Genomic DNA, 24,469 nt, shown 5'->3' on the forward strand with positions numbered 1-24,469 from the left:
TGGCCCCAGACTTTACACTGACCGAATGTCTGACCCCTCTTTCCCCCCCACCGAGCCGGAGCGTCAGGCTGATGGGCCCCGCGTGAACCTGACCAAGCTGGGGCGGGAACATGCGAATCTGGCCCCACTCCCCGCGCCCACCATCAGCACCTATCCGCTCGGCTTTACGGGGACGGCAAGCGAGTTTTTCCGGCTGTGGATCGTCAATACGGCGCTCAGCATCATCACGCTGGGGCTTTATACGCCCTGGGCCAGGGTGAGAACCCGGCAGTATTTTTATGGGCACACGTGGATAGATGGCCACAACTTCGAATACACTGCCAATCCAGTCGCTTTGCTGCGCAGCTACCTGATCGTGGCGACGTTTTTTGGCCTGTATACGCTGGCGACCAATATCCAATTTCAGGGCTGGGAATGGGTGGTGGGCATCATCGGCGTCAGTTTTGTGGCGCTGTATCCGTGGCTGGTCATGAAATCTATGCGCTTTCTGGCGGTCAGCACGGCGCACCGGGGACTCCATTTCCGCTTTCACGGCAGGGCAGGCGGAGCGTACTTGGCCTACGGGGTCGCCAATATCGCGGCGGGCCTGTCAAGCAGTCTGGCCCTGCCCTGGGCCTGGTTCATGCAGCGGCGCTATCAGGTCGAAAACGCCGCTTTCGGCCGCGCCCGCGCAACCTTCCGGGGCGATGTCGGCAACTTCTACATCATCGGCCTGACGGCGCTGGGACTGGTCATCGGGGCAGCGGTGGTGCTGGCCGTGCCCGTGATCGCGGGGATTGCCCTGCTCACGTCCGACGATTCTTTTTCGGGCAGTGCGGATGAAGGATTTTATGGGGTTATTGCCGGAGTTGCTGTGCTGTATCTGGCTCTCTTGGCGGCCTATTCGCTGGCGTGGCAGTACATCCGGGGCGCAACGCTGAAGCTGGTGCTGAACAGTACCGAACTCGGCGGCGTGGTGCGAACCCGCGCAACATTCAGCCCGTGGATGCTGGCCTGGATCGGCCTCAGCAACGCCGCCGTGCAGGTGGTGACGCTGGGGCTGGCGACGCCCTGGGCCGCTGTGCGCCGCACCCGCTACCTGTTGGGCGGCATCCAAGTCCTGGCTATTGCCAGCCTCGACGACTTTACTGCCGACATCACGCCGGGGGAGAATGCCTTTGGTGAGGCCGCCACCGAACTCCTCGACATTCAGTTGGGCTTCTGATGACGGGCAACGACCCTGAGCGTGTAGCTGAGCGCGTGCAACTGGAGGGCATTTATTTTGATGGCCGCAGCAGCCGTGACCGGGCCGCCCGCCTGACCGTGCAGGGCGATCAGGTGACTGTGCAGGCCGACAGCGACGGCATTGCTGGCGGCACAGAAGCCCGCTGGCCGTTGGCACAGGTGAAGATTGATCCGCCGCTGCCGGGCGTGCGCCGGGTGCTGAAATTCCCCGACCGCACCCGCTTTGAAACCACAGACCATGCGGCGATTCGGGCCATAGAACGCCGCACCCGCCGCAACCGGGGGCTGAGTAGCGTGCGGAAACTGGAGGGCAGTTGGGGGCTGGCGCTGGGCACTCTGGCGGTCATGGCGGCGTTCGTTTGGGGCTTTATCGCCTTTGGCCTGCCCGCCCTAGCCCGCACCGCTGCGGCGGCCACACCCGGCCACGTGTTGGCTACCTTTGACCGCGAAACGGTGGAGGTGCTGGATCAGCCGCCGTATCTGGGGCCTTCCAAACTCAGTGCGGCGCGGCAGGCCGAGTTGCAGCGCGGATTCCGGCAGGTGGTGGGCTGGGCGGGCGGCGCGTACCCCTACCGCCTGCTGCTGCGCGACGGAGAGCCGAAAGCCGACGATGAGGACGGCTTTGGCGGCTTTTCACTGGGGGCCAATGCGTTCGCGCTGCCGGGGGGCACCATCGTCATGACCGATCAGTTGGTGGCGCTGGCCCGCAGTGACCGCGAGCTGATCGGCGTCCTGGCGCATGAATCCGGCCATGTCACCAACAGACACGGGCTGGCGGGGGTGTATCAGGCGCTGGGGCTGACGCTGCTGACCACCGTGGTCACGGGCGATCTGGTCAGTGCCGGAACCTTTGCCGCCGCCGCACCCGCCGCCCTGCTGCAACGCGGCTACTCGCGGGCTGCCGAAACGCAGGCCGACGAGGTTGCCGGGGCATTTATGCTGAAACAATACGGCACCACCAAACCGCTGCGCGACATCCTGGCCCGCCTGGAGGCCGATGATGCCAAGGCAGACGAAACCAGCGTCAAGGAGGGCAACCGCCTGGAAAACCTGCTGCAAAGTCATCCGGGCACGGCAAACCGGATCGAACATCTGCGGGAAATAGAGCGGGCGGCGAAGTAGGGCGGGTGGGTTTGGGTGTTGATCGTCTGTCTCCCTACCACCCGAACTGCGTCATCCACGAAAGAGAGAGGAATTGGGAGCAATGGCCGTCCCAGTTCCTCTCTCTTTCGTCCGTCCTGCTTAGCGTTTGAAGTTGAGAAGCGTGACGCTGCTGACTTTGCTGCTGATGCCGCGTCCCACCAGCAGTTGCGTCCCACTGGCGTTCCACGTCAGGCCGCCGTCGTACATAGACAGGGACTCGCTGCGGGCCAGTTCTGCGCCGCTGCTGGGGTCAAGCACGATCAGGCCGGAGTACGCGCCGCTGACATTCAGGGCCAGCGCCTTTCCATCGGGGCTGAAGCGCAGATCATCGACCCAGCCCGTGTACTGAAGCTGCTTGAACGGCGTGGTGGCATTCTTCTTGAACAGCCAGACCTCGGCCCCATCGTCGCGGCGCACACCGAGGGCAATCGTGCCGTCGGGAGCGATGTCGAGCAGTTGGGCTTCTACATCTTCGGGCAACTGGGCCTCGGTGGTAATTTCGTCGGTTTTGCTCTTCAGCCGCAGGGCAAAGCCGTCAGCCGTGACCAGCGCAATTTCGCTGCCATCGGCACTGACCGCCACCAGATCGAACAGGTCGTCTCCAAAATCAAGGTCTTCGGCGCTGTGCACAGACGTGGTGTTGCGGGCCAGATCGGTGACGGCCAGCGTGTAGCCGTCGTGGGTCAGCAAAAACTTGCCGTTAGAGCTGATCTGAAAAAGTTGAATCTCTTCCTCGAAGTCCGTCAGGTCTGGGCCAGCCACGAGTTCCCTTGCCTGCATCAGACCCACCTCGTAGCCGTCCTCGGTGTCCAGCAGGGCCGCCGTGACGCCTGCCGCCGACGCCATAACCGGGATATAGGCCGTGCCGGAATTGAGCGGAAGCATCACCCTGGGATCGGCGGTATTGAGGAGGACGCCTTTGTCGTATTGCAAGGCCAGAGGCTGAGTTCCGGCCAGCCCGACGCTCTGCACCTTGCCTGCGGGAAACCGGAGAACCTTGCTGCCCGCAGGGTTGGCGATTCCAAACACGCTGGGCTGATAACTGTCGACCAGGCCAATGGCAACCCCGTCGACCGACACAACCAGCGCATCCTCGCCCTCCTTGGATTTTGGCCGGACGCCCACGCTTTTGCCCGTACTGACCGCCAACTGTTCCAGCGTTCCGTTTTCCATCAACAGCAGGTTGGCGCTGTTCAGAAAGGCTATTCCGGGCAGCTTGAGGCTGGTGGGGAGGGTGCGGGCGGGAGCGGAGGCGCTCAGAATCTGCACTTTGCCGCTGTCGCCCGAAATGGCCCCCACCGTGCCGTCTGGACTCAGGGCCGCGTTGCCAATTTTGTTGTAGGTGGCGACAGGGCCTTTCTTTTTGAAGGTGGCGGTGTCGACCATGAAGGCATCACCGTAGTCCACGACCAGCGCCGTTTTTCCGTCGGCAGAGGTGATCAGGTCTTCGGGGCCAAATTCCGCCAGTCGGGTGGTGGCCCCGGTTGCCGGATTCAGCACCAGCAGGGGCGCGTCCTGATCGTTTTGCAGCACCAGCAGCGAATTGTCGGCCCGGAACGCCCCCCGCACCACACGTTGAGCCGGATCTATGCCCGCCGCAGTCGCCGGAGGCCAGCGCCGCACCACAGTCCCGCCTGCCACGCGCCACACGTACAAAGCTCCGTCCGAGCGCGCCGCCACCAGCGTTCCGTCCGGGCTGACACTCAGGCGGGTCACGGGTTCGGTGGGGCCGCGCAGGGTGGTCAGGGCCTTGCCCGTGGGGTCGGCGATGACCACCGTATTTTCCACGGCAATGGCAACCCTCTTGCCGTCCCGGAACCACATGGCGTCCTGGGCCACCGCGTCACTGAGGGTATAAGACTGCGTGACGGTCAGGCTACCGGCCAACGCACAGGGAAACGCCAGAGCAAGAGACAGGGCCAGCAGGGACGAACAACGCTTCATAGAACCTCCGGAGAGAATGCGGGAATGGCGTCAGGCCGCAGCGAGGCGCGGAGGTCTGGCTCACGGTATCCACAGTGAACCATGTTGGCGGCGCGGGCAACCACACGAGTGCAGGGGTACACCCAACACAGACTCGCCCGCGCCTTTGGGTCTGCCTGACCGACTCCGAGTGGCCCCATGCTAGGCTGTCCCCATGACCGCTTCCAACCAACTTCTTTGCCGTGGGGCCACCGCCGGGTAACGTTGCCCCTGCGGATGTTCGCCCCCTCTCCAAGTGTGGAGGGGGATTTTTTTATTCCACCAATTGTGTTGCCTACCTACTGTGCCAGACAGGAGCTCCCATGACTCACGAACCCCCGCCCACTGCCACCTCTGCCGACTGGAACGCCGAACATTACCGCTCTCGCCACGCCTTCGTGTTCCAGTCCAGCGCCGACCTGGCTGGAAGTTGGCTGGAGCCGCAGGCAGGCGAGCGCATCCTGGATCTGGGCTGCGGCACGGGCGAACTGACGGCCCGCATCGCCGAATCGGGGGCGGCGGTACTGGGCATGGACGCCAGCCCAGACATGATCGCCGGAGCGCAGGACGCTTACATGGGGGCTGGCCTGACTTTTGAAGTGGTGGACGCGCACGCTCTGGCCTACCAATCCGAATTTGACGCCGTGTTCAGCAACGCTGCGCTGCACTGGATGAAGCCTCTGGACACCGTATTTGCGCGGGTGGCCGCTGCGCTGAACCCCGGTGGGCGCTTGGTGCTGGAAATGGGCGGCGCGGGCAACATGCAAACCGTGATCGACGCCGTAAATCACGCCACCACCACGCTTGGCCTGCCCGAATTGCCTCACCCCTGGGTCTTCCCCACGACCGGGCAACTGGCAACGCTGCTGGAATCGGCGGGCCTGCGGGTAGAGCGCACCCACTGGTTTGCCCGCCCCACTCCGCTCAAAGGAGAAGACGGCTTCCGCGCATGGCTGGAAGGCTTTGGCGGTGCGTGGCTTGCTCCGCTCGGTCTGGCTGACCGGGAAGCTGTGCTGGCCGAAGCCGAAGCCCACGCCCGCCCGAAAATGTGGACTGGGACGGAGTGGTTGGCAGATTACCGGAGACTCCGTGCGGTGGCAGTGAAGCCCTAAGTGGTCAGTGAGCGGAGTGGGGAGGCGTGTGCGTCACGTTTCTCCCTCATTCCACAGCTTTAAGCCTCGGTTGAAGGCTTGGGCTTCAGCATCCCCACAACCTCTGTTTTCACTCCGCCTACAGCTGGGGCAGAGGGTTTATCAAATGCTCGCGTGTGCTCTGGTTGAGGTTCGGGAACTTGCTGGAAGTCTAGGTTCGACAAAGCCTCTTTGATTGCGGCAAAAAATCCATCCGGCTGAGGCGTCGTGCCCTGTGCGATGGCCGGTTTGCCGCCGCCCTTACCCCCCGTTGCCTTCAGCACCGCACTCAACATGGCTCCTGCATTCACGTCATCCCGCGGCGTAGCCATCCCGCAGCGTCCGCCCGGAGCCAAAGCCAGCACGATTTCCCCATCTGGCACGGCATTCAGCGTGGGCAGCAGCAGGGTCACATCGTCCAGAGTGACGCAGCGCACGGGCAGGCCATTCACGGTTTCTGTGGGTGCTGCTCCCAGCAACGTTGCGGCCAATTGAGCCCGTAAAGCGGAGGCTTCGGCTTTCAGCGCGTCCCGTTCGCCCACCACTGCGGCTACCCGTTCGTGCAGGCAGTCTACGGGCACGCTGAAGCCCTGAGCGAGGGCGCGGGCTTCCCCGTACACACGGGCCAGATATTCGCCCGCTTCCTCACCCGCCATGAACACCACCCGCGTCAGGCCAGCCCGGATGCGTTCTGTACGCAAAATCACCACAGGCGCGGCGAGGCTGGCACGCGGCACATGGAGGCCGCCGCACGCGCTTACATCGAACGCTTCTCCTGCCGAATCGCGGAAAATGACGAGGCGCACCTGCCCGCGCACCTTGGTTTCACGGCGCGGGGCGTACAGGTGCAGATCGTCTTCGGCAACGGTGGGCGTGTCCAGCGTCAGATCGGCGCGGCCCAACGTCTCGCGCAGCAGGGTTTCGGCGGCATGCACATGCATCTCTGCCGGATCACCTTCCAGATCCAGCGTGCATTCGGGGCTTCTCATGCCCACCGCCGCCACGCTGAACGCCGGATTCACGCGCCTGAACGCCTGCGCCAGCAGATGCTCGCCGCTGTGCCGCTGCATCTGCCGCCAGCGCCGCGCCGCGTCTACCTGCCCAGAAACGGGCGTGCCAACGGGCGGCGGCGCACCTTCCAGCTTGTGCCAGATCAGCCCGGTGGCCTTGTCTTTGCGGGTATCCAGCACGGCTGCCGTACCCCCTGCCCACGTCAGCCGGCCTGCATCCCCGTTTTGCCCCCCACCTTCGGGATAAAAGGCGGTGGCGTCCAGCGCGACTTCAGAGCCGCTGATATCATTTACTACGCTGTCGAAGGTCAACTTCGTCCCATCTTCGTAGTACAGGGCGCGGGTCAAGACTGGGCCTCGTCGGTGGAAACTGCCAATGGCACGGCGTCGCGGGTACGCTCGCCGCCCACGTCTCCGGTATTCAGCGTGCTGGCAGGCTCGAACAGCAAGACCCAGCACACGTCCACCGCGTCGGGACAATGCCGCACGCCACGCGGCACGACAATAAATTCGCCCTCACGGATGGTGCGCGTGGGGCCATCCTCAAAATGCATCAGCAGTTCTCCGCGATGCACCAGAAACAGCTCGTCTTCATTGGGATGAGAATGCATGACGAATCGGCCCTGAATCTGAGCCAGTTTGACCATCTGTCCGTTCAGTTCGGCGGCCACACGTGGGGCGTAGACCTCCTCGAAACTGGCAAAAGCGGCGGCGAGATTGACGGGCTGGGGAGTCATGGGGGAAGTCTAGAGCGTGAATGGAAGGTGGATCATAGATCGTGGTTTGGCATTCCCCACGTCCTACGATCCACCCTCTACACTCACGCTGTTTACACGTTATACGTGCTGCTCGCCGTTTCCCCGCCGCGCCCCGTCCAGTTGGTGTGGTGAAATTCTCCGCGTGGGCCGTCGGTGCGCTCGTAGGTGTGCGCCCCGAAGTAGTCGCGCTGGGCCTGAAGGATGTTTGCGGGCAGCTTGGCAGTGCGGTAGCCGTCGTAGTAGGCCAAAGCACTGGCAAACGCAGGCGTGGGAATGCCGCTTACGGCAGCGGTGGCAATCGTCTGACGCCACGCGGTCTGCACGCCCTGAATGGCGTCCTGAAAATAGGGGGCAAGCAGCAGGTTGGGCAGGTCGCGCTGGGCATCGTAGGCTTCCTTGATGCGGTCTAGGAACTGGGCACGGATGATGCAGCCGCCGCGCCACATTAGCGCAATCGCGCCGAAATCCAGCGTCCAGCCCGCATCTTGGGCCGACAACCGCAGAAGCTGAAAGCCCTGGGCATAGGCGGCGATTTTGGAAGCGTAGAGGGCCTGCCGCACGTTCTCGATGAACGCGGCCTGATCAGCTGGGGGCGTGATTTCCGGGCCTTTCAAGAAGTGACTAGCGGCCATGCGCTCCTCTTTCATGGCGCTCATGGCGCGGGCGTACACGGCTTCGGTGATGGTGGCGGCGGGGCTTCCGGCGTCCAGCGCGGCTACGCTCGTCCATTTGCCCGTGCCTTTCTGTCCGGCGGCGTCCAGAATCACGTCCACCAGCGGCTCACCCGTTTTGGGGTCAATCTTGGTCAGAATGTCGGCGGTAATTTCGATCAGGTAGGAATTCAGTTCGCCCCGGTTCCACTCGGCAAACACCTCGGCAATCTGGGGAGCGCTGAGGCCTGCCACGTCGCGCAATAGATGGTAGCTTTCGGCGATCATCTGCATGTCGGCGTACTCGATGCCGTTGTGAACCATCTTCACGAAGTGGCCCGCGCCTTCCTCGCCCACCCAGTCGCAGCAGGGGGTGCCGTCTTCTACCCGCGCCGCGATGCCCTGAAAAATAGGCTTGACCGATTCCCACGCCAGAGGATTGCCGCCCGGCATGATGCTGGGGCCGGTGAGTGCGCCTTCCTCGCCGCCCGACACGCCCGTACCGATAAACAGCAATCCTTCGGCAGACAGTTCTTTGGTGCGCCGCGTGGAGTCGGCGGGGTGGCTGTTGCCGCCGTCGATGATGATGTCGCCGGGTTCGAGGAACGGCTTGACGTGGTTGATGAATTCATCGACCGCCGCGCCCGCCTTCACCATCAGCATGACCTTTCGGGGCCGCTTGAGCAGCGCCACGAAGCCTTCTACAGAATCTGCGCCCACGATGGTGAGGCCACTGGCCCGCCCGCCCGTAAAAGCCGTGACCTTGCTGACCGTGCGGTTGAAGGCCGCCACCGTAAAGCCCTTGCCCGCCATGTTCAGAATCAGGTTTTCGCCCATCACCGCGAGACCGATCACGCCGATATCGGCGACTGGGGCAACAACAGAGGCGGCGGGGGCATCGGCAGAGGGTTGCGTCATGGCACAAGTGTACGCGGGACGCAAAGGCGGGGTCGGGGGCTTGTCGAGAAGGGTAAGCGGGCGGTGGGTTGTCGGCAGTGAGAACAGCGTTGGCGAGAGGCATTTGTTCCAGTCCGCTCGGATGATTCTCACGCATCATCACAATTTGGTATGGGGTGTCAAAAAGAGTGGAGGAAAGGCTTTCCTGCTCGCCTCTCCCCCACTGCCTGTAACTTAAACTAAACTCTGTTTCTCAGTTCAACGCTCCACTCGGTACGCTCTAGACTTCAATGTGAACTGGCGCGGCTTTTTCACCCTTGGGCCGGGTAGGAATGACCAGATTGGGCATCATCAGTGTGGCGAGGAATGCGATGATGGCGACGCCAATGGCGTAACGGTAGATGGTGGAAATGGTATCGGCAAACGCCACTTTCTGGGCGCGGGCGCTGGCTATAGCAATCTTTTCGCCGTCGTTGACGCCGCCTAAGGCTCCGGCCAGAGCAGCGGGGCGGGCCTGTTCGGGAACGCCGCCTGCGGGCACATTGGTGAGCTGGGTTTTGGCCTCGGCGGGCAGGGCGGCGCTGCTCTGAATGGCCCGAATAGCCGCCGCGTCGCCCGTTTCGATGGCTTTGGTCACGTTGGTACGCAGGGCGTCAAAGCTGGCCTTGATCTGCGCTGGACTTTGCGGCGCGGCGTTGCGCTCGCTGGTCGCGGTTCCGGTACTGTTCTTGACTTGCTCGCCAATGGTGGTCAGCCGGGCGGCCACGTTGCCCGTATTGGCCTGAGCCTGCGCAGCAAACTGAGTCGAGAGGTTGGCGGTCAGGCCAGCGGTCAGCACTGCGCCAAAAATGGCCGTGCCGATAGTGCTGCCCATCTGCTGAAAGAACTGCCCGGCGCTGGTGGCGACGCCGATTTCCCAGGGTTTGACGGCCAACTGGACGGCAGTGGTGTACAGCGGCAGGGCGGGGCCAAGGCCGAGGCCCAGTAGCACCATGCGGAAGATGACGCTGCCATACGAGGAATCGGCATTCAGGGTGGACAGGACGAAAAAGCCCAGCGCCGAGGTCATCAGGCCAATCAGCATCAGGAATTTGTAGCGCCCGACGCGGCTGGCGAGTTGCCCGCTGCCAATGGCCCCGATAATCAGACCCATGGTGAGCGGAATGGTGGCGGTTCCGGCGGCGGTGGCCGACACGCCCTGCACCTGCACCAGATACAGGCTGAGGAACAGGATGGCCCCGAGAAAGCCCGCGCCGATCATGAAGCGGGCGACGGCTCCCCAGGCAAACGTGGGATTTTTGAACAGGCTCAGGGGCAAAATGGGGCTGGGGTGGCGGCTTTCGACAAACAGGAAGGCGATCAGGGCCGCGATACTGAGGCCGAACAGGGCCAGCAATGTGGGGCTGCTCCAGCCGCCCGACGCCGCGTAGGTTCCGTCTGCGCCCCAGGTGAGGGCCAGCAGCAGCGGCACTGTGAACACCAGGATCAGGAACGCCCCCAGCCAATCGACTTTGGCCTGCAACCCGCTGGCAAGGCGCGGCATCTTGGAATAGATGAAAGCCAACGCAACTAAACCAATCGGCAAGTTGACATAAAACACCCAGCGCCAGTTGACCTGATCGGTGAGGAAGCCGCCCAAGAGTGGCCCGATGACGCTGCTGAGGCCGAAGACAGCTCCGAACAGGCCCTGATATCGGGGACGGTCAATAGGCTCGAACAGGTCGGCAATGATGGCAAACGCCACCGCGCCCAACGCCGCCGCGCCCACACCTTGCAGGCCTCGGAACACCACAAGCTGCATCATGCCGCCGCCGAACAGGTTGCCGAAGAACGGCTCGCCTGCCAGCCCGCACAGGGCACTGCCGATCAGGAAGATCACAATGCCGATCATCAGAATGGGTTTGCGTCCGTACAGATCAGACAGCTTGCCGTAAATGGGCACCAGCGCCGTGTTGGTCAGCAGATACGCGGTGGTGACCCAAGAGTAGAGGCTGAAGCCGTCGAGGTCTTGCGCGATTTTGGGCATGGCCGTAGAGACGATGGTCTGGTCGAGGGCGCTGAGGAACAGGCCCAGCAACACGCCGACCAAGATCAGGCGCTTGGTGGGCAGATCCAGCGTTTTGGCGTAATCGATACGCCCAGCGGGTTCGCCGGGTTGGGTAGGTGCGGTCATGTGTTCTCCGGGGATGGCTCTGATGGGGACGTTTGGGGTGAGTGGACGGCGCAGGTGGCCGGGTCGTTCAGGTCAAGCTGATCCAGCAGGGTGCGAATGGCCCGGTCTGCGGTGTGAATAGACTCGGCGGGCAACGTGGAAAACACGGAAATGTAGGCGTCCACGAATCCGGCGTCCATACGGGTCAGCACATCGCGCCCCTCGGCGGTCAGGGCCACCAGCTTTTCCCGGCGGTTTTCGGGGTTTTCCTGCCGACCAGCCAGCCCGCGCTGCACCAAACGTTCAACGAGGTGGCTGGCGGCGGGCACACTCAGGCGGGTGCGCTCCGAAAGCTGCGTGACTGTGAGCGGACTGAAGGCCCGGAGTTGATGCAGCGCGGCAATCTGCGTAAAGCTCAGGTCGCGTTCCTGCAATTCGTCCTGCATTCCAGTCATCACGCGGCTGCTGATGTGGCGGTGCAGCCGTTTCATGGCCTGACCGAGATGCACGGCGGCGGCGCGATTTTCTACTAAGGCTTCCGCCTGGGCGTTCGGCGCATTGGCGAGTGGTTCGATATCCGTCATAGTTTCAAGCTCGCAACTGTCTTACACATAAGACGGTATGATGAACCTCATGATGTTGTTTCGTCAAGTGTCCGCCAGATGGCCTAGTAAGGTGGCGGCTACCTTGTGGTATGTAAATTAAGAGGAAGGCGTGCTGGCCAAGGTTTCGACAGGAAAGAGTGTTGAGTTGCTGACTGTCACTGGCGGAGTCCTGCCACCAATTGCCGGGACTTTGCACGGTAAGTCAATGCAAAAGCGGCGGCTTCCCATTGCAGGAAACCGCCGCTCCGACTTCTTGAGTTTGTTCTTGTCTCAGCTTCAGCCGATCAAGCCCAGCGCGTATTCACCCATCAGACGCGGAATGTTGACGCCTGTAGTGGATACTGAATTTTTAAATTCCATCGTGTGATTGATCTCGATGACCAGCAGGCCGCGCTCCGGGTCTTCCACCAGATCAATGGCCACGATTTCGCCGTGTACAGCAGCGGCAGCCTGAAGCGCCAGCGTTTCTATTTCGGGCGTGACCGGGCAATTGCTGGCCTTTGCGCCGCGTGCCGTGTTGGTAATCCAGTGTTCGCTGGTGCGGTAAATAGCGCCAATGCACACGCCGCCCACCACAAAGGCCCGAATATCGCGCTCCGGCTTACGGATCAGTTCCTGAATGTAAAAGACCTGATGCTGAGGCCCGCCCAGCACTTCCTTATGCTCGATGATGGCTTCGGCGGCGTCGCGGTCATTGACCCGGCTGACCATGCGGCCCCAGGAACCGACGGTGGGTTTGATAACGACCGGGTAGCCCATCTGTTCGATGAGGTGCAGCGCAGCTTCTCCGTCGAAGGCAACGGCGGTACGGGGGGTAGGCAGACCCGCCGCCGCGAGTCGCGCATTGGTCGCCAGCTTGTCGCCGCATAGTTCTATGACGTGGCTGGGATTGACCACGCGTACGCCGAGGCCTTCCAGCGCCCGCGTGACGGCATGACCGCGAGACTGCGAAACACAGCGTTCCAGCGCCACTTTCCACGGCACGGCGGCACGTCCTGCATCGTCAAACGTGACCGTGAGTTGCGGCGCGTACACCTTGTCATACGCAACGCCGAGGCCGTCAAGGGCCTCAAATAACATTTTTTCGTCGGGGCGAATGCGGTCATAAATAATGGCAAGATCGGCCATAGGAAACCTCCAGCTTTAAGACTCATCAACACAAAAAAGACGGCCACGCTGCATTCGGTTCAGGACACCCACAGCGGGCATTCCTTCCAACCTGCGCGTCACCGTCCCAAAAGCAGTAAAAAGAGCGTCAGCAGCGGCAACAGCTTGAGCCGCCTGCCGACGCCCCAGACTCACTCGCCCCAGTCCTCAGCTTCCTGCGGGGCCTGCGCCAGCCGGGGCGGGTCAACAGAAACCACTTCGTATTCCACGCCTGTTTCATCATCTATCACGAGTTCGCCCAGTTCTGGGTTGGTCAGTTCGATCATGGCACCCGTTTCTGGGTTTTCAAATTGAATGGTAGTCATGTCTATCTCCTTACGGATGCTAGGTTAGCGCAGCTTAAGCTTTGCAAACGATGTTGCCTAGACCAATTAGAGCGGTGATGCTTCTTCCGGCTCGTCGCTCTCGAACGCCAGTTCTATACGGGCGCGGCAGTGTGGGCAATCCACGACACTGACCACTTCGCCGTCCATCCCTTCGATCACAGGGGCGGCGGCCAACATGTCCTCGGTCACGTCAAATTCCTCGCCGCAGTTGGGGCAGGTGGTCAGCACTCCCAGCAACTCCAGTTCAAAATCCTCGCCTTCGCCGTTGCGCGTGACTTCCATTTCGGCGTTGCACGAATCGCAGACAATCACGTCTCCGACCTCCAACTGGGCACGGTCTTGGTCGTCAAGTTCCAGAATCTCTTCGCAAACGGGGCATTCCACTTCCAATGTTGCCATGCTGCCCAGTTTACGGGGCAATGGGGCTGGGCTGTTCTTGCGCCTGCCCTTCACCTGGATTGTGCTCACCGGGACTGCGCTCACCCGGAAAGCGCCCATGCTTTTTGAAGAAGGCCAGAATGCTGCCCTCGGCCAAGGCTTCGCGCAGGAATTCGGGGGCGGGCGGCAACTGGAACACATCTGCGCCGCGTGTCAGGCGACCCGTCGCCATGTCCAGCGACACTTCATCGCCGTCGTTCAGGCTGCCAGTCAGGTCTGCCTCAAAGGCGGGAATGCCCAGATTCAGCAGGTTGCGGTAATGAATGCGGGCAAAGCTGGGGGCGATGATGCCGCCCACCTGCAACTTTTTCAGGGCGGCGGGAGCATATTCGCGGCTGCTGCCCAGGCCCCAATTTTTGCCCCCGATTAGCAGATCACCGGGCCGCACCTCGGCGGCAAATTCGGGCCGGATGTAATGAAACGCAAACGTCTGAAAGACGTCCTCGCCTGCCATAAAGGGAGCAAACTTGCCGGGCAAGATGTCGTCGGTATTCACGCTGTCGCCAAATTTCCAGATTCGTGGCATAGGTTTCCTTATCGTGTTTGAGCAAAGCTCTGAAGAATTAGAGCATGGCTTTTTCGTTGAGGCGGTAGCTCCCGCATGCATGCAGAACCACATCAACCGCCCGCGTGAACCCGTGAGGCACTTGGACACGAAACCAAATCAAGCCCATGCCGATCTCGTCCCGCTTGACAGCTACGACGAGTTTGCCCACAGGCCATTCATACCAAGTGTCTTCTTCATCTGTTCCGATCAAGCCACCCTCGAAGGCGGATTGAATCCCGGCATCTAGTTCTACGTCGCCAACATTTGCCAGCAATTGTAGACATGGAATGAAGTTGCTGTCAGCTATAAGGGCGGTTTGACTCTTCAAGCGCCCGCCACTGCCAACACATCCTCCGGCAACGCGATTCTTCCCATCACTGCCGTCGCCGCCGCCACTGCCGGACTCGCCAGATACACCTTGGCGTCCTTGTCGCCCATGCGCCCGATGAAGTTGCGGTTGCTGGTGGAAACACAAACTTCGCCGGGGGCCAGCACGCCCTGATGACGGCCCATGCAGGGGCCACAGCCGGGGGTTCCCAGTGCCGCGCCCGCCCGTTGCAGGGTCAGCAGTGTGCCGTCTTCCATCGCCTGTTCCATGACTTGACTGCTGGCCGGAATAATCAGCAGGCGCGTGCCGGGGGCGACTTTGCGGCCTTTCAGCACGGCGGCGGCCTCGCGCAGGTCTTCTATGCGGCCATTGGTGCAGGTGCCGATAAACACCTGATCCACGTGCATGCCGCGCAGTTCGGCGCTCAGGGCGGCCACGTCATGCACGTTGTCTACCTCGTTCGGGGCGCTCATGCGGGGGCGCAGGGCGTCCAAGTCCAGCACCACTTCGCGCACGTAGTTGGCCCCCGGTTGCGGGTAGACCCATTCGGGGATGTCGTAGCCGTAGCCCGTCAGGATTTCACCGCCCGGCACCACCAAGCCCGCTTTCGCACCCGCCTCCACGCACAGGTTCGCCAGCGTCATGCGTTCGCCGCGTGAGAAGCGGTCTCCAGCGTGCATCTCCACACTCTGATAGGTGGCTCCGTCTGCGCCCAGCACCCGGATCATTTCCAGCGCGGCGTCTTTGGCACTCACGCCGGGCTGAAGGTTGCCCGTAAACGTGACCTTGACGCTCTCCGGCACGCGCAGCCACGTCTTGCCACTCGCGGCGGCCAGCGCGATGTCGGTGGCGCCCATGCCTGTGCCAAAGGCCGCCACCGCGCCGTAAGTCGTGGAATGGCTGTCAGACCCCAGCACGATCCAGCCGGGGCGGGCCAGGCCTTCTTCCATCAGGACTTGGTGGCAGATGCCGCGCCCCACGTCAAAGAGCCGCACACCCGTCGCGGCGGCGTACTCGCGGGCTTCCTTCTGGGCCTGCGCCACACTGACGGTAGACGCCGGGGCCACATGGTCAATGACGATAGACACGCGCTCCGGGTACTTGGGCACGGCCTCCAGGTCGCGCTGCATCCGCTCGATAAAGCTCTGGGCGATAGAGTCCACCACCATCACCTGATCCACCTCTACGACGGCCAAATCTCCGGCATATACAGGTTTCCCGCCGCGCACCGACAGAATGCGTTCGGCCATCGTTTGAGGCTGGGGGGCGGGGACGGTCATGGTTGAATCTCCGAAGGGCAACGGGACGACAAAGGCATGGCTGCATTTTCGCGCAAATGGCGGCGGGCGGCGTGAGCTTGACTGGAATTGAGCCAAGGAGGTTGGCGTTTGAAAGGTTGGTTAGCCTCAGCTTTTGGGTAATCGCGCACGCATCAGTTTGCCGACTGCGTTTCTAGGCAGGGCCGGAAGAAACGTGATCTGCTTGGGCCGCAGCGTGCGCGGCAGCAACCGGGCCAGATCGCGCTCCAGATCAGCCCGTTCAACGGTGTCCGAACCCAGCACGATGAAGGCATGAAGACATTGGCCGTATTCCGCGTCTGGTACGCCCACTACCGCGCATTCCAGAACATTGGGCAGGCAGGCAATCCGGGCTTCTATGGCTTCCGGATACACGTTTTCGCCGCCGCAAATCAGCAGATCGTCGCTTCGGCCACACAGGAACAGCAGGCCCGCCGCGCCGATTGTTCCCATATCGCCTGTATCAAACCAAGTCTGCCGAGGCGTGAGGGTAGAACGCACCCGCAGTTGGGCCCTCTCTATTTGCACCGTCACGCCCGGCAGCACCCGCCCCACCGTGCCCGGAGCCGCCAGCAAGTGCAGGGGTGTTGCCAGCGAAATCAGGCCTGCCTCGCTGGAGCCGTACAGGTTGTACATGACGGGGCCAAATACTTTTTGGGTGCGTTCGGGCAAGGGTGCAGAGCCGCAGATGATGGCCCGGAGTGTAGGTAAATTGGAGAGATTGGGCAGATTTAACAGGCGATGGAGGACGGTGGGAACCAGCACCAATACTTCTATCTTTTCTTGTTCCAGACAGCGCCACTGGTCTTCGGGCCTGCTCCGTGCGAACACGTACAGCGGCGCACCCATCAGCAAACTGATGCAGAGGGTTGCCAGACCATGCCCGTGAAAGAGGGGCAGAGTTAGCAGCGTGGGCGCACCCGCCCGCAGCGGCAATTGCTGAAGCAAGGCAGTGACGGTGGGCAGCAATGCCAGGGCGTTGGCCTTCCGCCGCACTACTTTAGGCGTCCCCGTACTGCCGGAAGTCAGGATAGAGATACTGCCCCGGCCAGATTGACGCCTGATTGGAACGTGTTTCGCTGAGCCAGTCAGAGTCGAAACGGGCAACAGAATGACACTGTCTAAGCTCAGAGCCTCTGCAAAAGCGTCGTCACAAATCAGCAACTCCAAGCGCTGAGACGCGCACACAGCGGCCACTTCTTCGGGGCTGAAGGTGGTATTGAGTAGTACGGCATCTAGCCCCAATCGGCCACAGGCCAGCAGGGTCGCCACAAATGTCAGGTGATTGCGGCACAGCAGGCCCACCCGCTGAAGCCGTTCGGGGCGTCCGGCCAACTGTGCAGCGATAGCGTCAGCCCGCGCCAGCAACGCCCGGCAGGTGGTGGGGCCGTCATCATCTACCAGCGCCACAGAATCGGGTTGCCGCCGCGCCGCCCAGACCGCCAGCGTATACAACGAAGGGCCATATTGCACGAGTGCTGCACCAAGTTGGGCCAACGCTTGGGCAGGATGGACACCCAGTAACCCGGTTTGAGAGAGAGCCGACACCGCCGCCCGTACCTCTACCAGAGTCACCGTTTCTGCCGTCTGGATAGCCTGAATTCCAGGGTTTCCAGACCGCTCAGCAGGTGTCCGAGTGGCCCCGGCAAGAGCAGAGCGGCCAGTTCCAGCGACTTCATCCACCAGGGCGCAACCCGTTGAACTTTGGGATACACCAGCGCGTAAGCCACAGCTTCGGCGGCCTCGTGCGGCGTGAGGGCAGGAGCGAAGCGGTAGGCGGGCGTGGGGGCGATCATGCGGGTACGCACCAGCGGCAGATACACGCTGCACACGCGCACGCCCCGGCCCCGCAGTTCTGTGCCCAGACTCTTGAACCACAGGTCGAAACCCGCCTTGCTGCTCTGATACGCCCCCCAGCGCGGCAGCGGCGGCGGGCCAGCCGACACGCTGGACACGTTGACGATCTGCCCGCCGCCCTGCGCCACCATGCGCGGCACCAGCGCCAGCAACAGCGCCGCCGGGCCAGAAAAGTTGACGGCCAACAGGCGATCTAAATCCTGCTTCTCGCCCGATTGCAGCACGGGCCGCCGGATAGATTTGCCCGCGTTGCTGATGATGATATCTATTCGGGGGTGCGCCGCCCGAATCTGCGCAGCAACCGGGGCAAGGTCGGCAGGCTTGGAGAGGTCAAGCTCGTAGGAACTGGCTTTTCCCCCATTGGCGCGAATAGCGGTTGCCAGTTCAGCCAATTCATCGCCACTGCGGGCCAGCAACAAGACTTCGGCCCCCGCTTCGGCCAACAGTAAAGCCGCCGCTCTACCAATACCGAACGACGCGCCTGTGATGAGAATGGTTTTGCCCGCCACTGCTTGACGGAGCTGTTCGGAGTGGCGGCAACTGGGGGCGAGAGCAGGAGGCGAGCCAGGGACACGGCCCATCTTTAGCACGGGATGGGTGGGTTTGCTCACCAAGTTGGAATGACAACGCCCGCCTTCATCCCGAATGGGGCGAGGGCAGGCGCAGAAAGGACAGGTTCGTGTGAGGCTTAAACCGCCAAGCCCTGCGCGTGGGCGCTGACTTCTCCGGGGGCGTACTGGCCGGGCGGCAGGTCAATGGCAGCGGCGTTGGTTTCAAACTCGTCGCTCCAGCCCACTTCCTCCAGCGCCTTCTTCCATGCGCCGATGCTCTCGTTGCGGTAGATGGAATAGGCCGCCATGCCGACCTCGGGGCCGCCGCGTGCCACGACGCTTTCCACCCACGCCCATTTTGCTGACACGTTGCGGAGTTCTGCCGTGGTTCGCAGTTCCTTCTGGATGCGTTTCATGCGCTTTTCGATGACCTGCACGCCCGCAAAAGCGTCGGCAAAGTGCGGCGTATGGCGCTTGGGCACGAATGGGCTGATGCCCAGCGCAATCCGGTTGATCTTGGCGAGGTCTTTGGTAAACGAGATCAGCTCCGAAATATCGTCGTCGTTTTCGGGGCCGAGGCCGATCATCATGTAGACCTTGATGCCCTTGAAGCCCAGATCGCGGCTGATCTGCGCGGTTTTGGTGAGGTCTTCGGTGGTGATACCCTTCTTCAGCCAGCGGCGCAGGCGTTCTGACGGCGCATCGGAGGCCACCGTGAAGGTACGCAGGCCACCCGCCTTCAGAATCTCGGCCAGTTCGGCGTCCACGGTATCGGCGCGGATGGACGACACGCCCAGCTTGATGCCGCGGTCTGTGAGGGTGCGCCCCACGTATTTGGTGTGCGGGAAGTCGCTGAGGGCCGCGCCCACCAGTCCTACCTTCTGCACCCAATCGGGAATCACGTCCAGCAACTCCTGCGCCTGATTGTTGCGGTTGGGGCCGTACATGGTGCGGGCCAGGCAGAAGGTGCAGGGGCGGGGGCAGCCGCGTTGGGCTTCCACGAGGAACATGTTGCTCAGTTCGCTATGCGGCGTCACGATCTGGCTGTAGGCGGGCAACAGTTCCTTGGGCGCGGTGGCCCATTTGGGTTCGTGGGTGTGGCGAGCAGGCAGGAACACACCCGGCATCCCGTCCACGAGATCATAGAAATCTTCGCGGGAGGTGGCTTCACGCAACGCTTCGGAGACCACGGGCACGATCTGTTCGCCGTCGCCGATGATGATCACGTCGGCAAAAGGGGTCAGCGGGTAGGGGTTGGAACTGGTCAGCGGGCCGCCCACCATCACCACGGGGTCGGAATCGTCGCGCTTTTCTCGCAGGGGGTGCATTCCGGCAATGTCCAGCAGCCGGATAATGTTGGTCAGGTCAAGCTCGAAGCTGACGCTGATGGCAAACAGTTCGCAGTTACCCGCCGCACGGCCCGTTTCGACGGTGGGCAGCGGTTGGCCGCCCTTCTCAAAGGCCTCTACATCGTCGGGCAGGAAGGCACGTTCGCAGGCCACGCCCTCTTCCTGATTGAACATGCGGTAGATGACCTGATAGCCCAGTGACGCCATGCCCACGCTATAGCGGTTGGGAAAAGCCAAAGTGACCCGGATGGGTGCGTGTTTGAACATGGTGCCCGTTTCGGCGTCCAGCAGGGGCTTGATGCCGGTACGCCAGTAGTCGGAACCGTAAGTAATTGGGTGGGGTGTATTGCTGCTGACTGAACTCAAAAGTCCTCCGGGAGTACGCGCCGGAAAACCTGTCGCCGCTAGGTTCAACCTAGAGAGCAGTCGGGCGGCAGCGCGTCACAATCACGTATTCTACCCGGTTTTGTTGCCCCAACTGAAGCGGGGGTTACGGCTGGGGAGGCTGGATTGGGCTAGGGGCGGCAGAGCTAGGCGGTTGGGCCTTGCTGTGCTTCGGCGGCCTGCGCCTCTGCTGGCGCACCTTTACCTGATTTGATAGGTCTAAATTTGAAGCCAGTGGCCTTGATGGGTTTGGACTTTACTGCTTTGGCTTTGGCCGCCACCTGAGTCTGTAGCGGGGCTATACGCGAGGCGGGTCGCCAGGCACTCGCCACAAAAAACACGATGCCCGCCAGTACGCCCGTAAACGCCAGGTACCACAACAGCCGCCCCAGCACGCCCGCCGCACCGACGACGAACACGCCGAGGCCCACCAGCACCTGTCCGGCCAGCCACACCAGCGCCAGCGCGGTTACTGCCAGCAAAATGACGCCCAGCAGGGCAAAGAGAAGGCGGGTCATGGGGGGAGTATAGGGTTTTGGCGTCAGGGGCGGCGGGCGGTGTAAGCGGCTAGGGGGCTTTGTCTAAGGGTCTAGGGTCTAAGCGTCTAAGGAAAGCCAAGAAGGGCAGGGGCAAGCGCTGGCGCTCACTCAACCCCTCCCAACCTCCCCTCTCAAGGGTGAGGAGCTAAACCAAGCTCTCTGCCCTTAGCTGTTTCCCTCGCCCCTTGTGGGACTGGAACAGCTACGAAGCAGAGAGGGGCGCTGCACCGCAGCAGGGTGAGGGGCCACCCAGTAACCGCCCCACCCCCCGCCAACCCAAAAAGAGAGCCGAAGCACCCGGCCCCGGCTCTCCCCTTCGCTACGCTGGTGCTACAGCTTAAGCGCCTGCGCCACGCATGTTTTCAATGATCTTGTCGGCGAACTGACTGGTCTTGACTTCGGTTGCGCCTTCCATGTTGCGGGCAAAATCGTAGGTCACGACGCGCTGCTGAATGGTCTGATCGAGGCCCTTCAGAATCAGGTCGGCGGCTTCCGTCCAGCCCATGTAGCGCAGCATCATCTCGCCCGACAGAATCACGCTGCTGGGGTTGATGACGTCTTTGCCCGCGTACTTGGGGGCCGTGCCGTGCGTGGCCTCGAAAATGGCGTGGCCCGACACGTAGTTGATGTTGGCTCCGGGCGCGATGCCGATGCCGCCCACTTGCGCGGCGAGGGCGTCGGACACGTAGTCCCCGTTGAGGTTGAGGGTGGCGATCACGTCGTATTCGGTGGGACGCAGCAGGATTTGCTGAAGGAAGTTGTCGGCGATCACGTCTTTGATGACGATGCCGCCGGGAAGCTGGAGCCAGGGGCCGCCGTCGATTTCCACGCCGCCGAATTCACGCTTGGCGAGGTCGTAGGCCCAGTCGCGGAAGCCGCCTTCCGTGAACTTCATGATGTTGCCCTTATGCACGATGGCGACGCTCTTGCGCCCGTTGTCGAGGGCAAACTGAATGGCGGCCCGTACCAGACGCTCGGTGCCTTCCTGAGACACGGGCTTGATGCCGAAGCTGGAGGTGTTGGGGAAGCGGATTTTGGTCACGCCCATTTCGTTCATCAGGAAATCGCGCATCTTGTCGGCTTCGGGCGTTCCGGCCTTGTACTCGATTCCGGCGTAGATGTCCTCGGTGTTCTCGCGGAAGATGACCATATCCACGTCCTGGGGACGCTTGACGGGACTGGGCACGCCCGCGAAGTACTGCACGGGGCGCACGCAGGCGTACAGGTCGAGTTCCTGACGGAGCGCCACGTTGATGGAGCGAATGCCCGTGCCCACCGGCGTCGTCAAAGGCCCCTTGATGCCGAACAGGTACTCGTCGAACGCCTTGATCGTTTCAGCGGGCAGCCACTCGCCAGCGCCGTAGACCTGCGTGGACTTCTCGCCCGCGTAGACTTCCATCCACTCGATCTTCTTTTCGCCGCCGTAAGCGACTTCTACGGCAGCGTCCAGCACACGCACGCTGGCCTTCCAGATGTCTGCGCCCGTGCCGTCGCCTTCCACGAACGGGATGACCGGGTGATTGGGCACGCTAAGTTTGCCGCCCTGCATGGTGATTTTTTCGCCCTGCGCGGGCACCTTGATATGAGTTTCCATTTCAGAGAGCAATGTAGCGTGCCGGGGATGAGTGCCGCCGAAATGGGCCTGTTACCGCATAAGTTTAGACGCAGTTCAAAATTTTGGCTGGGGAGAATTCCGTTCTCAGACCTTGGGACTCTCGACCCTCAGACGCCCTTCCTGCGCCGCCTACCCCACCGAAGATAACGGTCTGCTGGGATTCTCCTCATACGAACTCAGCGGGGCAGGCGCAAGCTGGACAGACCCGAATGCACCAACTGGGAATCCAAACCACAGGAGGTCTACACACATGAGTGAAGACAAAAGTACGCTAGGGAATATGGTGGACGCCGCCAAGGCCAAGATCAACGAGGGTGCAGACCGCGCCCGCGCCGCAGGACACGATCTGGCCAGCCATGTCGGGAGCAATCCTGCCGAGAACGCTATGGACAAGGCCCAGGCCACAGAAGACCGTGCCAAGGCCGAACTCCATAACCGCCAGGCCAATGCCGAGTACACCGAAGGCAAAAGCGAAGCGAAAGACGGCGACGGGCGCTAACCGCCAACACCACATTCTCTAGCCAGCCTCAGCGCAGGCGTTCAGAGCCATCAAGCTCCTGAGCGTCTGCTTTTTTGCTGCCCCATGCCTGAGCAGGCCACACTTTTTCATCCCGAAGCTTGCCCACCCCCGTAAACTGCCGGGCATGACAACACCCAACCGGCGGGAATCGCGCCGTGAGCAGCACAAGAAGGGCGGCACGGGGGCACAGGTCACCCTGCGGAACACCCTGATCGCCTACGCCTTCATGCTGCCCTTTTTGATCTTGCTGGTCGTGTACCACACCTGGCCCGTATTTTTCGGCACCTACCTTGCGTTCACCGAATACAACGTCATCAATCCGCCCAAATGGGTCGGCGTGGATAATTTCCGGGAGTTGGCACAGGACGAGCAATTCTGGTCGGGCCTGCGCAACAGCCTGAAATACATTCTGGTGGTTCCGGTCATTCAGGGTCTCAGCATTGCCGTGGCCATGCTGGTCAACCGCCCCATGAAGGGCATCGGCTTTTTCCGCACCGCCTACTACGTGCCAGTGGTGACCAGCTTTGCGGTGGTGGGCCTGATCTGGACCTGGATGTACCAGCAAGAAGGCCCGGTGAACTTTGTGCTGCAAGCGCTGGGGCTGATGGACGAACCCAAAAGCCTGCTGAATAACCCGCTGACGGCCCTGTACGCGGTGATGTTCGTGACGCTCTGGAAGGGCATCGGCTACTACATGGTGCTGTATCTGGCGGGCCTGCAAGCCATTGCGCCGGAACTGGAAGAAGCGGCGGTCATAGACGGCGCCACCCGGCTGCAAGTGTTCTGGAACATCACGTTGCCGGGGCTGCGGCCCACCATTTTGGTGTGTAGCCTGCTGTCCACCATCAGCGCCATCAAGGTGTTCGAGGAAATCTACGTGATGACCAGTGGCGGGCCTGCGGGCAGCACGTATACGGCGCTGTTCTACACGTTTTCGCGGGCGTTCGTGGATTTCAAATTTGGGCAGGCGGCGGCGGCGGGCTTGGTCATCGCCGTCATCAGCATTTTCTTTGGCCTGATCAACTTCCGCATTACGCGGGGAGGCAAAGCCGATGCTTGAGCAACCCACCACCACACCGCCGCAGCGCCGGGCCGCCACCGCACAGGAAACGGCGCACGTGGCGTCCGGCCTCCGCTCCCGCCGCAAGCGCAAGAACTTGCTGATCAACGCCTTCGCCTACCTCGTGCTGGCCCTGATCGCGCTGATCATGCTCTATCCCTTTTACTGGACACTGATTACCAGTTTCGAGCCGACGGGCAACATCTATCAGGCCAAGCTGTGGCCTTCGGGCTGGAGCCTCAAAAACTATGTCGAAGTGTTTCAGGGCACCACCGTTCCGTTCTGGCGCATGGCCCTCAACAGCGTTATCATCTGCACGCTGGGCGTCACCCTGACGGTGGGATTCGCGGCGCTGGCGGCCTATCCGCTCGCCAAAATGCGCTTTCCTGGCCGCGACCTGATCTTTTACGCCATCCTGACCCTGATGGTGCTGCCCAACGAGGCGGGCCTGATCGTCAACTATTCCACCACCGTGAACCTGGGGCTGCTGCGCCAGGACAATGCCGTGCTGAACGTACTGGCGCAGTACGCCGCGGTGGTTCTGCCGGGGCTGGCGTCCATTGTGGGCCTGTTCCTGATCCGGCAGGCGTACCTCGGCGTGCCGATGGAACTGATCGAAGCCGCCCGCATAGACGGCGCAAAAGAACTGACCATCTGGCGGCGCGTGATGCTGCCGCTGGCGCTGCCGACCATCGTCGCCTTCTCGATTCTGGAATTCGTGGCCTACTGGAATTCCTTTCTGTGGGCGCGAATCGTGCTGCGCGATAAGGAACTGCTGCCGCTGTCGGCGGGCCTGCTGGAACTCAGCGGGACGTTCAGCACCAATAGCCGCGCCGTCATGGCAGGCGCAGTGCTGACCATCCTGCCCATTCTGATCGTGTTCGCCTTCGGGCAAAAATACTTTATGAAGGGGATCGAGGGCGCGGTGAAAGGGTGAGTGCAATTCCGGTTCAAAGATG

The 24,469-nt window shown here is 62.0% G+C and carries 23 protein-coding genes; 6 read left to right on the plus strand and 17 right to left on the minus strand.

Annotated features, from left to right (window positions below; genetic code table 11):
* The first annotated feature begins 25 nt into the window (after nt 1-25).
* Together M1R55_RS00130 and M1R55_RS00135 are read left to right on the plus strand one after the other, a co-directional pair.
* On the plus strand, nt 26-1,204 hold the full coding sequence (locus M1R55_RS00130; protein WP_249392742.1) for a YjgN family protein: 1,179 nt from the start codon (nt 26-28) through the stop codon (nt 1,202-1,204).
* Nucleotides 1,204-2,346: a M48 family metallopeptidase gene (locus tag M1R55_RS00135; protein WP_249392743.1), complete on the plus strand. Its 1,143-nt coding sequence runs from the start codon at nt 1,204-1,206 to the stop codon at nt 2,344-2,346. The genes M1R55_RS00130 and M1R55_RS00135 overlap by 1 nt, the downstream gene beginning before the upstream one ends.
* 120 nt (nt 2,347-2,466) lie before the next feature.
* On the opposite strand, the gene M1R55_RS00140 is transcribed toward M1R55_RS00135, so the two are convergent.
* A complete protein-coding gene (locus tag M1R55_RS00140) occupies nt 2,467-4,311 on the minus strand; it encodes a WD40 repeat domain-containing protein (RefSeq protein ID WP_249392744.1) in 1,845 nt (614 codons plus the stop codon).
* 341 nt (nt 4,312-4,652) lie between these two features.
* On the opposite strand from M1R55_RS00140, the gene M1R55_RS00145 reads away from it, so the two are divergent.
* Complete coding sequence (locus M1R55_RS00145; protein WP_249392745.1) at nt 4,653-5,441, plus strand: methyltransferase domain-containing protein; 789 nt, start codon at nt 4,653-4,655, stop codon at nt 5,439-5,441.
* Nucleotides 5,442-5,500: 59 nt separating this feature from the next.
* On the opposite strand, the gene M1R55_RS00150 is transcribed toward M1R55_RS00145, so the two are convergent.
* The 16 genes from M1R55_RS00150 to icd all read right to left on the minus strand — a co-directional run bounded on the left by M1R55_RS00150 (nt 5,501) and on the right by icd (nt 21,909).
* Complete coding sequence (locus M1R55_RS00150; RefSeq protein WP_249392746.1) at nt 5,501-6,817, minus strand: alanyl-tRNA editing protein; 1,317 nt, start codon at nt 6,815-6,817, stop codon at nt 5,501-5,503.
* Nucleotides 6,814-7,206 (minus strand): cupin domain-containing protein, encoded by a 393-nt coding sequence (locus M1R55_RS00155; RefSeq protein ID WP_249392747.1) that lies wholly within the window; start codon nt 7,204-7,206, stop codon nt 6,814-6,816. Before M1R55_RS00155 ends, M1R55_RS00150 begins: the two co-directional genes overlap by 4 nt.
* Nucleotides 7,207-7,298: 92 nt before the next feature.
* A complete protein-coding gene (gene gnd, locus M1R55_RS00160) occupies nt 7,299-8,795 on the minus strand; it encodes a decarboxylating NADP(+)-dependent phosphogluconate dehydrogenase (RefSeq protein WP_249392748.1) in 1,497 nt (498 codons plus the stop codon).
* Between the two features lie 259 nt (nt 8,796-9,054).
* Nucleotides 9,055-10,947, minus strand: a complete 1,893-nt coding sequence (locus tag M1R55_RS00165; RefSeq protein ID WP_249392749.1) for an MDR family MFS transporter — start codon at nt 10,945-10,947, stop codon at nt 9,055-9,057.
* Nucleotides 10,944-11,510, minus strand: coding sequence for a MarR family winged helix-turn-helix transcriptional regulator (locus M1R55_RS00170; protein ID WP_249392750.1), 567 nt, complete (start codon nt 11,508-11,510; stop codon nt 10,944-10,946). The genes M1R55_RS00165 and M1R55_RS00170 overlap by 4 nt, the downstream gene beginning before the upstream one ends.
* A 297-nt stretch (nt 11,511-11,807) precedes the next feature.
* Nucleotides 11,808-12,659 carry a lysine biosynthesis protein LysX gene (gene lysX / locus M1R55_RS00175; protein ID WP_249392751.1) on the minus strand — a complete coding sequence of 284 codons (852 nt, stop codon included), beginning with the start codon at nt 12,657-12,659 and terminating at the stop codon, nt 11,808-11,810.
* Nucleotides 12,660-12,829: 170 nt separating this feature from the next.
* Nucleotides 12,830-13,003, minus strand: a complete 174-nt coding sequence (lysW, locus tag M1R55_RS00180) for a lysine biosynthesis protein LysW (protein ID WP_249392752.1) — start codon at nt 13,001-13,003, stop codon at nt 12,830-12,832.
* 66 nt (nt 13,004-13,069) lie between these two features.
* The gene (locus M1R55_RS00185) at nt 13,070-13,423 is read right to left on the minus strand and encodes a hypothetical protein (RefSeq protein WP_249392753.1); all 354 of its coding nucleotides are present in this window, start codon (nt 13,421-13,423) and stop codon (nt 13,070-13,072) included.
* A 10-nt stretch (nt 13,424-13,433) separates the two neighbouring features.
* Nucleotides 13,434-13,988 carry a homoaconitate hydratase gene (locus tag M1R55_RS00190; RefSeq protein WP_249392754.1) on the minus strand — a complete coding sequence of 185 codons (555 nt, stop codon included), beginning with the start codon at nt 13,986-13,988 and terminating at the stop codon, nt 13,434-13,436.
* A gap of 37 nt (nt 13,989-14,025) precedes the next feature.
* On the minus strand, nt 14,026-14,337 hold the full coding sequence (locus tag M1R55_RS00195) for a hypothetical protein (RefSeq protein WP_249392755.1): 312 nt from the start codon (nt 14,335-14,337) through the stop codon (nt 14,026-14,028).
* Complete coding sequence (locus M1R55_RS00200; RefSeq protein ID WP_249392756.1) at nt 14,334-15,617, minus strand: 3-isopropylmalate dehydratase large subunit; 1,284 nt, start codon at nt 15,615-15,617, stop codon at nt 14,334-14,336. The genes M1R55_RS00195 and M1R55_RS00200 overlap by 4 nt, the downstream gene beginning before the upstream one ends.
* 126 nt (nt 15,618-15,743) lie before the next feature.
* Nucleotides 15,744-17,210 carry an AMP-binding protein gene (locus M1R55_RS00205; protein WP_249392757.1) on the minus strand — a complete coding sequence of 489 codons (1,467 nt, stop codon included), beginning with the start codon at nt 17,208-17,210 and terminating at the stop codon, nt 15,744-15,746.
* Complete coding sequence (locus M1R55_RS00210) at nt 17,207-18,073, minus strand: SDR family oxidoreductase (RefSeq protein WP_249392758.1); 867 nt, start codon at nt 18,071-18,073, stop codon at nt 17,207-17,209. The genes M1R55_RS00205 and M1R55_RS00210 overlap by 4 nt, the downstream gene beginning before the upstream one ends.
* A gap of 107 nt (nt 18,074-18,180) precedes the next feature.
* Nucleotides 18,181-19,659 (minus strand): radical SAM protein, encoded by a 1,479-nt coding sequence (locus M1R55_RS00215; protein WP_249394242.1) that lies wholly within the window; start codon nt 19,657-19,659, stop codon nt 18,181-18,183.
* A gap of 263 nt (nt 19,660-19,922) precedes the next feature.
* Nucleotides 19,923-20,294, minus strand: a complete 372-nt coding sequence (locus M1R55_RS00220) for a hypothetical protein (RefSeq protein ID WP_249392759.1) — start codon at nt 20,292-20,294, stop codon at nt 19,923-19,925.
* Between the two features lie 358 nt (nt 20,295-20,652).
* Nucleotides 20,653-21,909 (minus strand): NADP-dependent isocitrate dehydrogenase, encoded by a 1,257-nt coding sequence (gene icd, locus M1R55_RS00225; RefSeq protein WP_064014915.1) that lies wholly within the window; start codon nt 21,907-21,909, stop codon nt 20,653-20,655.
* A gap of 271 nt (nt 21,910-22,180) precedes the next feature.
* Between icd and M1R55_RS00230 the strand changes: the two genes are divergently transcribed.
* From M1R55_RS00230 to M1R55_RS00240, 3 genes are all read left to right on the plus strand, one after another.
* Complete coding sequence (locus M1R55_RS00230) at nt 22,181-22,429, plus strand: hypothetical protein (RefSeq protein ID WP_249392760.1); 249 nt, start codon at nt 22,181-22,183, stop codon at nt 22,427-22,429.
* A gap of 145 nt (nt 22,430-22,574) precedes the next feature.
* Nucleotides 22,575-23,510 (plus strand): carbohydrate ABC transporter permease, encoded by a 936-nt coding sequence (locus tag M1R55_RS00235; RefSeq protein WP_249392761.1) that lies wholly within the window; start codon nt 22,575-22,577, stop codon nt 23,508-23,510.
* Nucleotides 23,503-24,447: a carbohydrate ABC transporter permease gene (locus M1R55_RS00240; RefSeq protein WP_249392762.1), complete on the plus strand. Its 945-nt coding sequence runs from the start codon at nt 23,503-23,505 to the stop codon at nt 24,445-24,447. The genes M1R55_RS00235 and M1R55_RS00240 overlap by 8 nt, the downstream gene beginning before the upstream one ends.
* Nucleotides 24,448-24,469: the final 22 nt, after the last annotated feature.

The organism is Deinococcus sp. QL22 (assembly GCF_023370075.1).
Classification (GTDB): domain Bacteria; phylum Deinococcota; class Deinococci; order Deinococcales; family Deinococcaceae; genus Deinococcus.

Coding starts and splice junctions, on each gene's coding strand:
- M1R55_RS00130 (WP_249392742.1), top strand. CDS start 26: ATGTCTGACCCCTCTTTCCCCCCCACCGAGCCGGAGCGTCAGGCTGAT.
- M1R55_RS00135 (WP_249392743.1), top strand. CDS start 1,204: ATGACGGGCAACGACCCTGAGCGTGTAGCTGAGCGCGTGCAACTGGAG.
- M1R55_RS00140 (WP_249392744.1), bottom strand. CDS start 4,311: ATGAAGCGTTGTTCGTCCCTGCTGGCCCTGTCTCTTGCTCTGGCGTTT.
- M1R55_RS00145 (WP_249392745.1), top strand. CDS start 4,653: ATGACTCACGAACCCCCGCCCACTGCCACCTCTGCCGACTGGAACGCC.
- M1R55_RS00155 (WP_249392747.1), bottom strand. CDS start 7,206: ATGACTCCCCAGCCCGTCAATCTCGCCGCCGCTTTTGCCAGTTTCGAG.
- gnd (WP_249392748.1), bottom strand. CDS start 8,795: ATGACGCAACCCTCTGCCGATGCCCCCGCCGCCTCTGTTGTTGCCCCA.
- M1R55_RS00165 (WP_249392749.1), bottom strand. CDS start 10,947: ATGACCGCACCTACCCAACCCGGCGAACCCGCTGGGCGTATCGATTAC.
- M1R55_RS00170 (WP_249392750.1), bottom strand. CDS start 11,510: ATGACGGATATCGAACCACTCGCCAATGCGCCGAACGCCCAGGCGGAA.
- lysX (WP_249392751.1), bottom strand. CDS start 12,659: ATGGCCGATCTTGCCATTATTTATGACCGCATTCGCCCCGACGAAAAA.
- lysW (WP_249392752.1), bottom strand. CDS start 13,003: ATGACTACCATTCAATTTGAAAACCCAGAAACGGGTGCCATGATCGAA.
- M1R55_RS00185 (WP_249392753.1), bottom strand. CDS start 13,423: ATGGCAACATTGGAAGTGGAATGCCCCGTTTGCGAAGAGATTCTGGAA.
- M1R55_RS00190 (WP_249392754.1), bottom strand. CDS start 13,988: ATGCCACGAATCTGGAAATTTGGCGACAGCGTGAATACCGACGACATC.
- M1R55_RS00200 (WP_249392756.1), bottom strand. CDS start 15,617: ATGACCGTCCCCGCCCCCCAGCCTCAAACGATGGCCGAACGCATTCTG.
- M1R55_RS00210 (WP_249392758.1), bottom strand. CDS start 18,073: ATGGGCCGTGTCCCTGGCTCGCCTCCTGCTCTCGCCCCCAGTTGCCGC.
- M1R55_RS00215 (WP_249394242.1), bottom strand. CDS start 19,659: ATGTTCAAACACGCACCCATCCGGGTCACTTTGGCTTTTCCCAACCGC.
- M1R55_RS00220 (WP_249392759.1), bottom strand. CDS start 20,294: ATGACCCGCCTTCTCTTTGCCCTGCTGGGCGTCATTTTGCTGGCAGTA.
- icd (WP_064014915.1), bottom strand. CDS start 21,909: ATGGAAACTCATATCAAGGTGCCCGCGCAGGGCGAAAAAATCACCATG.
- M1R55_RS00230 (WP_249392760.1), top strand. CDS start 22,181: ATGAGTGAAGACAAAAGTACGCTAGGGAATATGGTGGACGCCGCCAAG.
- M1R55_RS00235 (WP_249392761.1), top strand. CDS start 22,575: ATGACAACACCCAACCGGCGGGAATCGCGCCGTGAGCAGCACAAGAAG.
- M1R55_RS00240 (WP_249392762.1), top strand. CDS start 23,503: ATGCTTGAGCAACCCACCACCACACCGCCGCAGCGCCGGGCCGCCACC.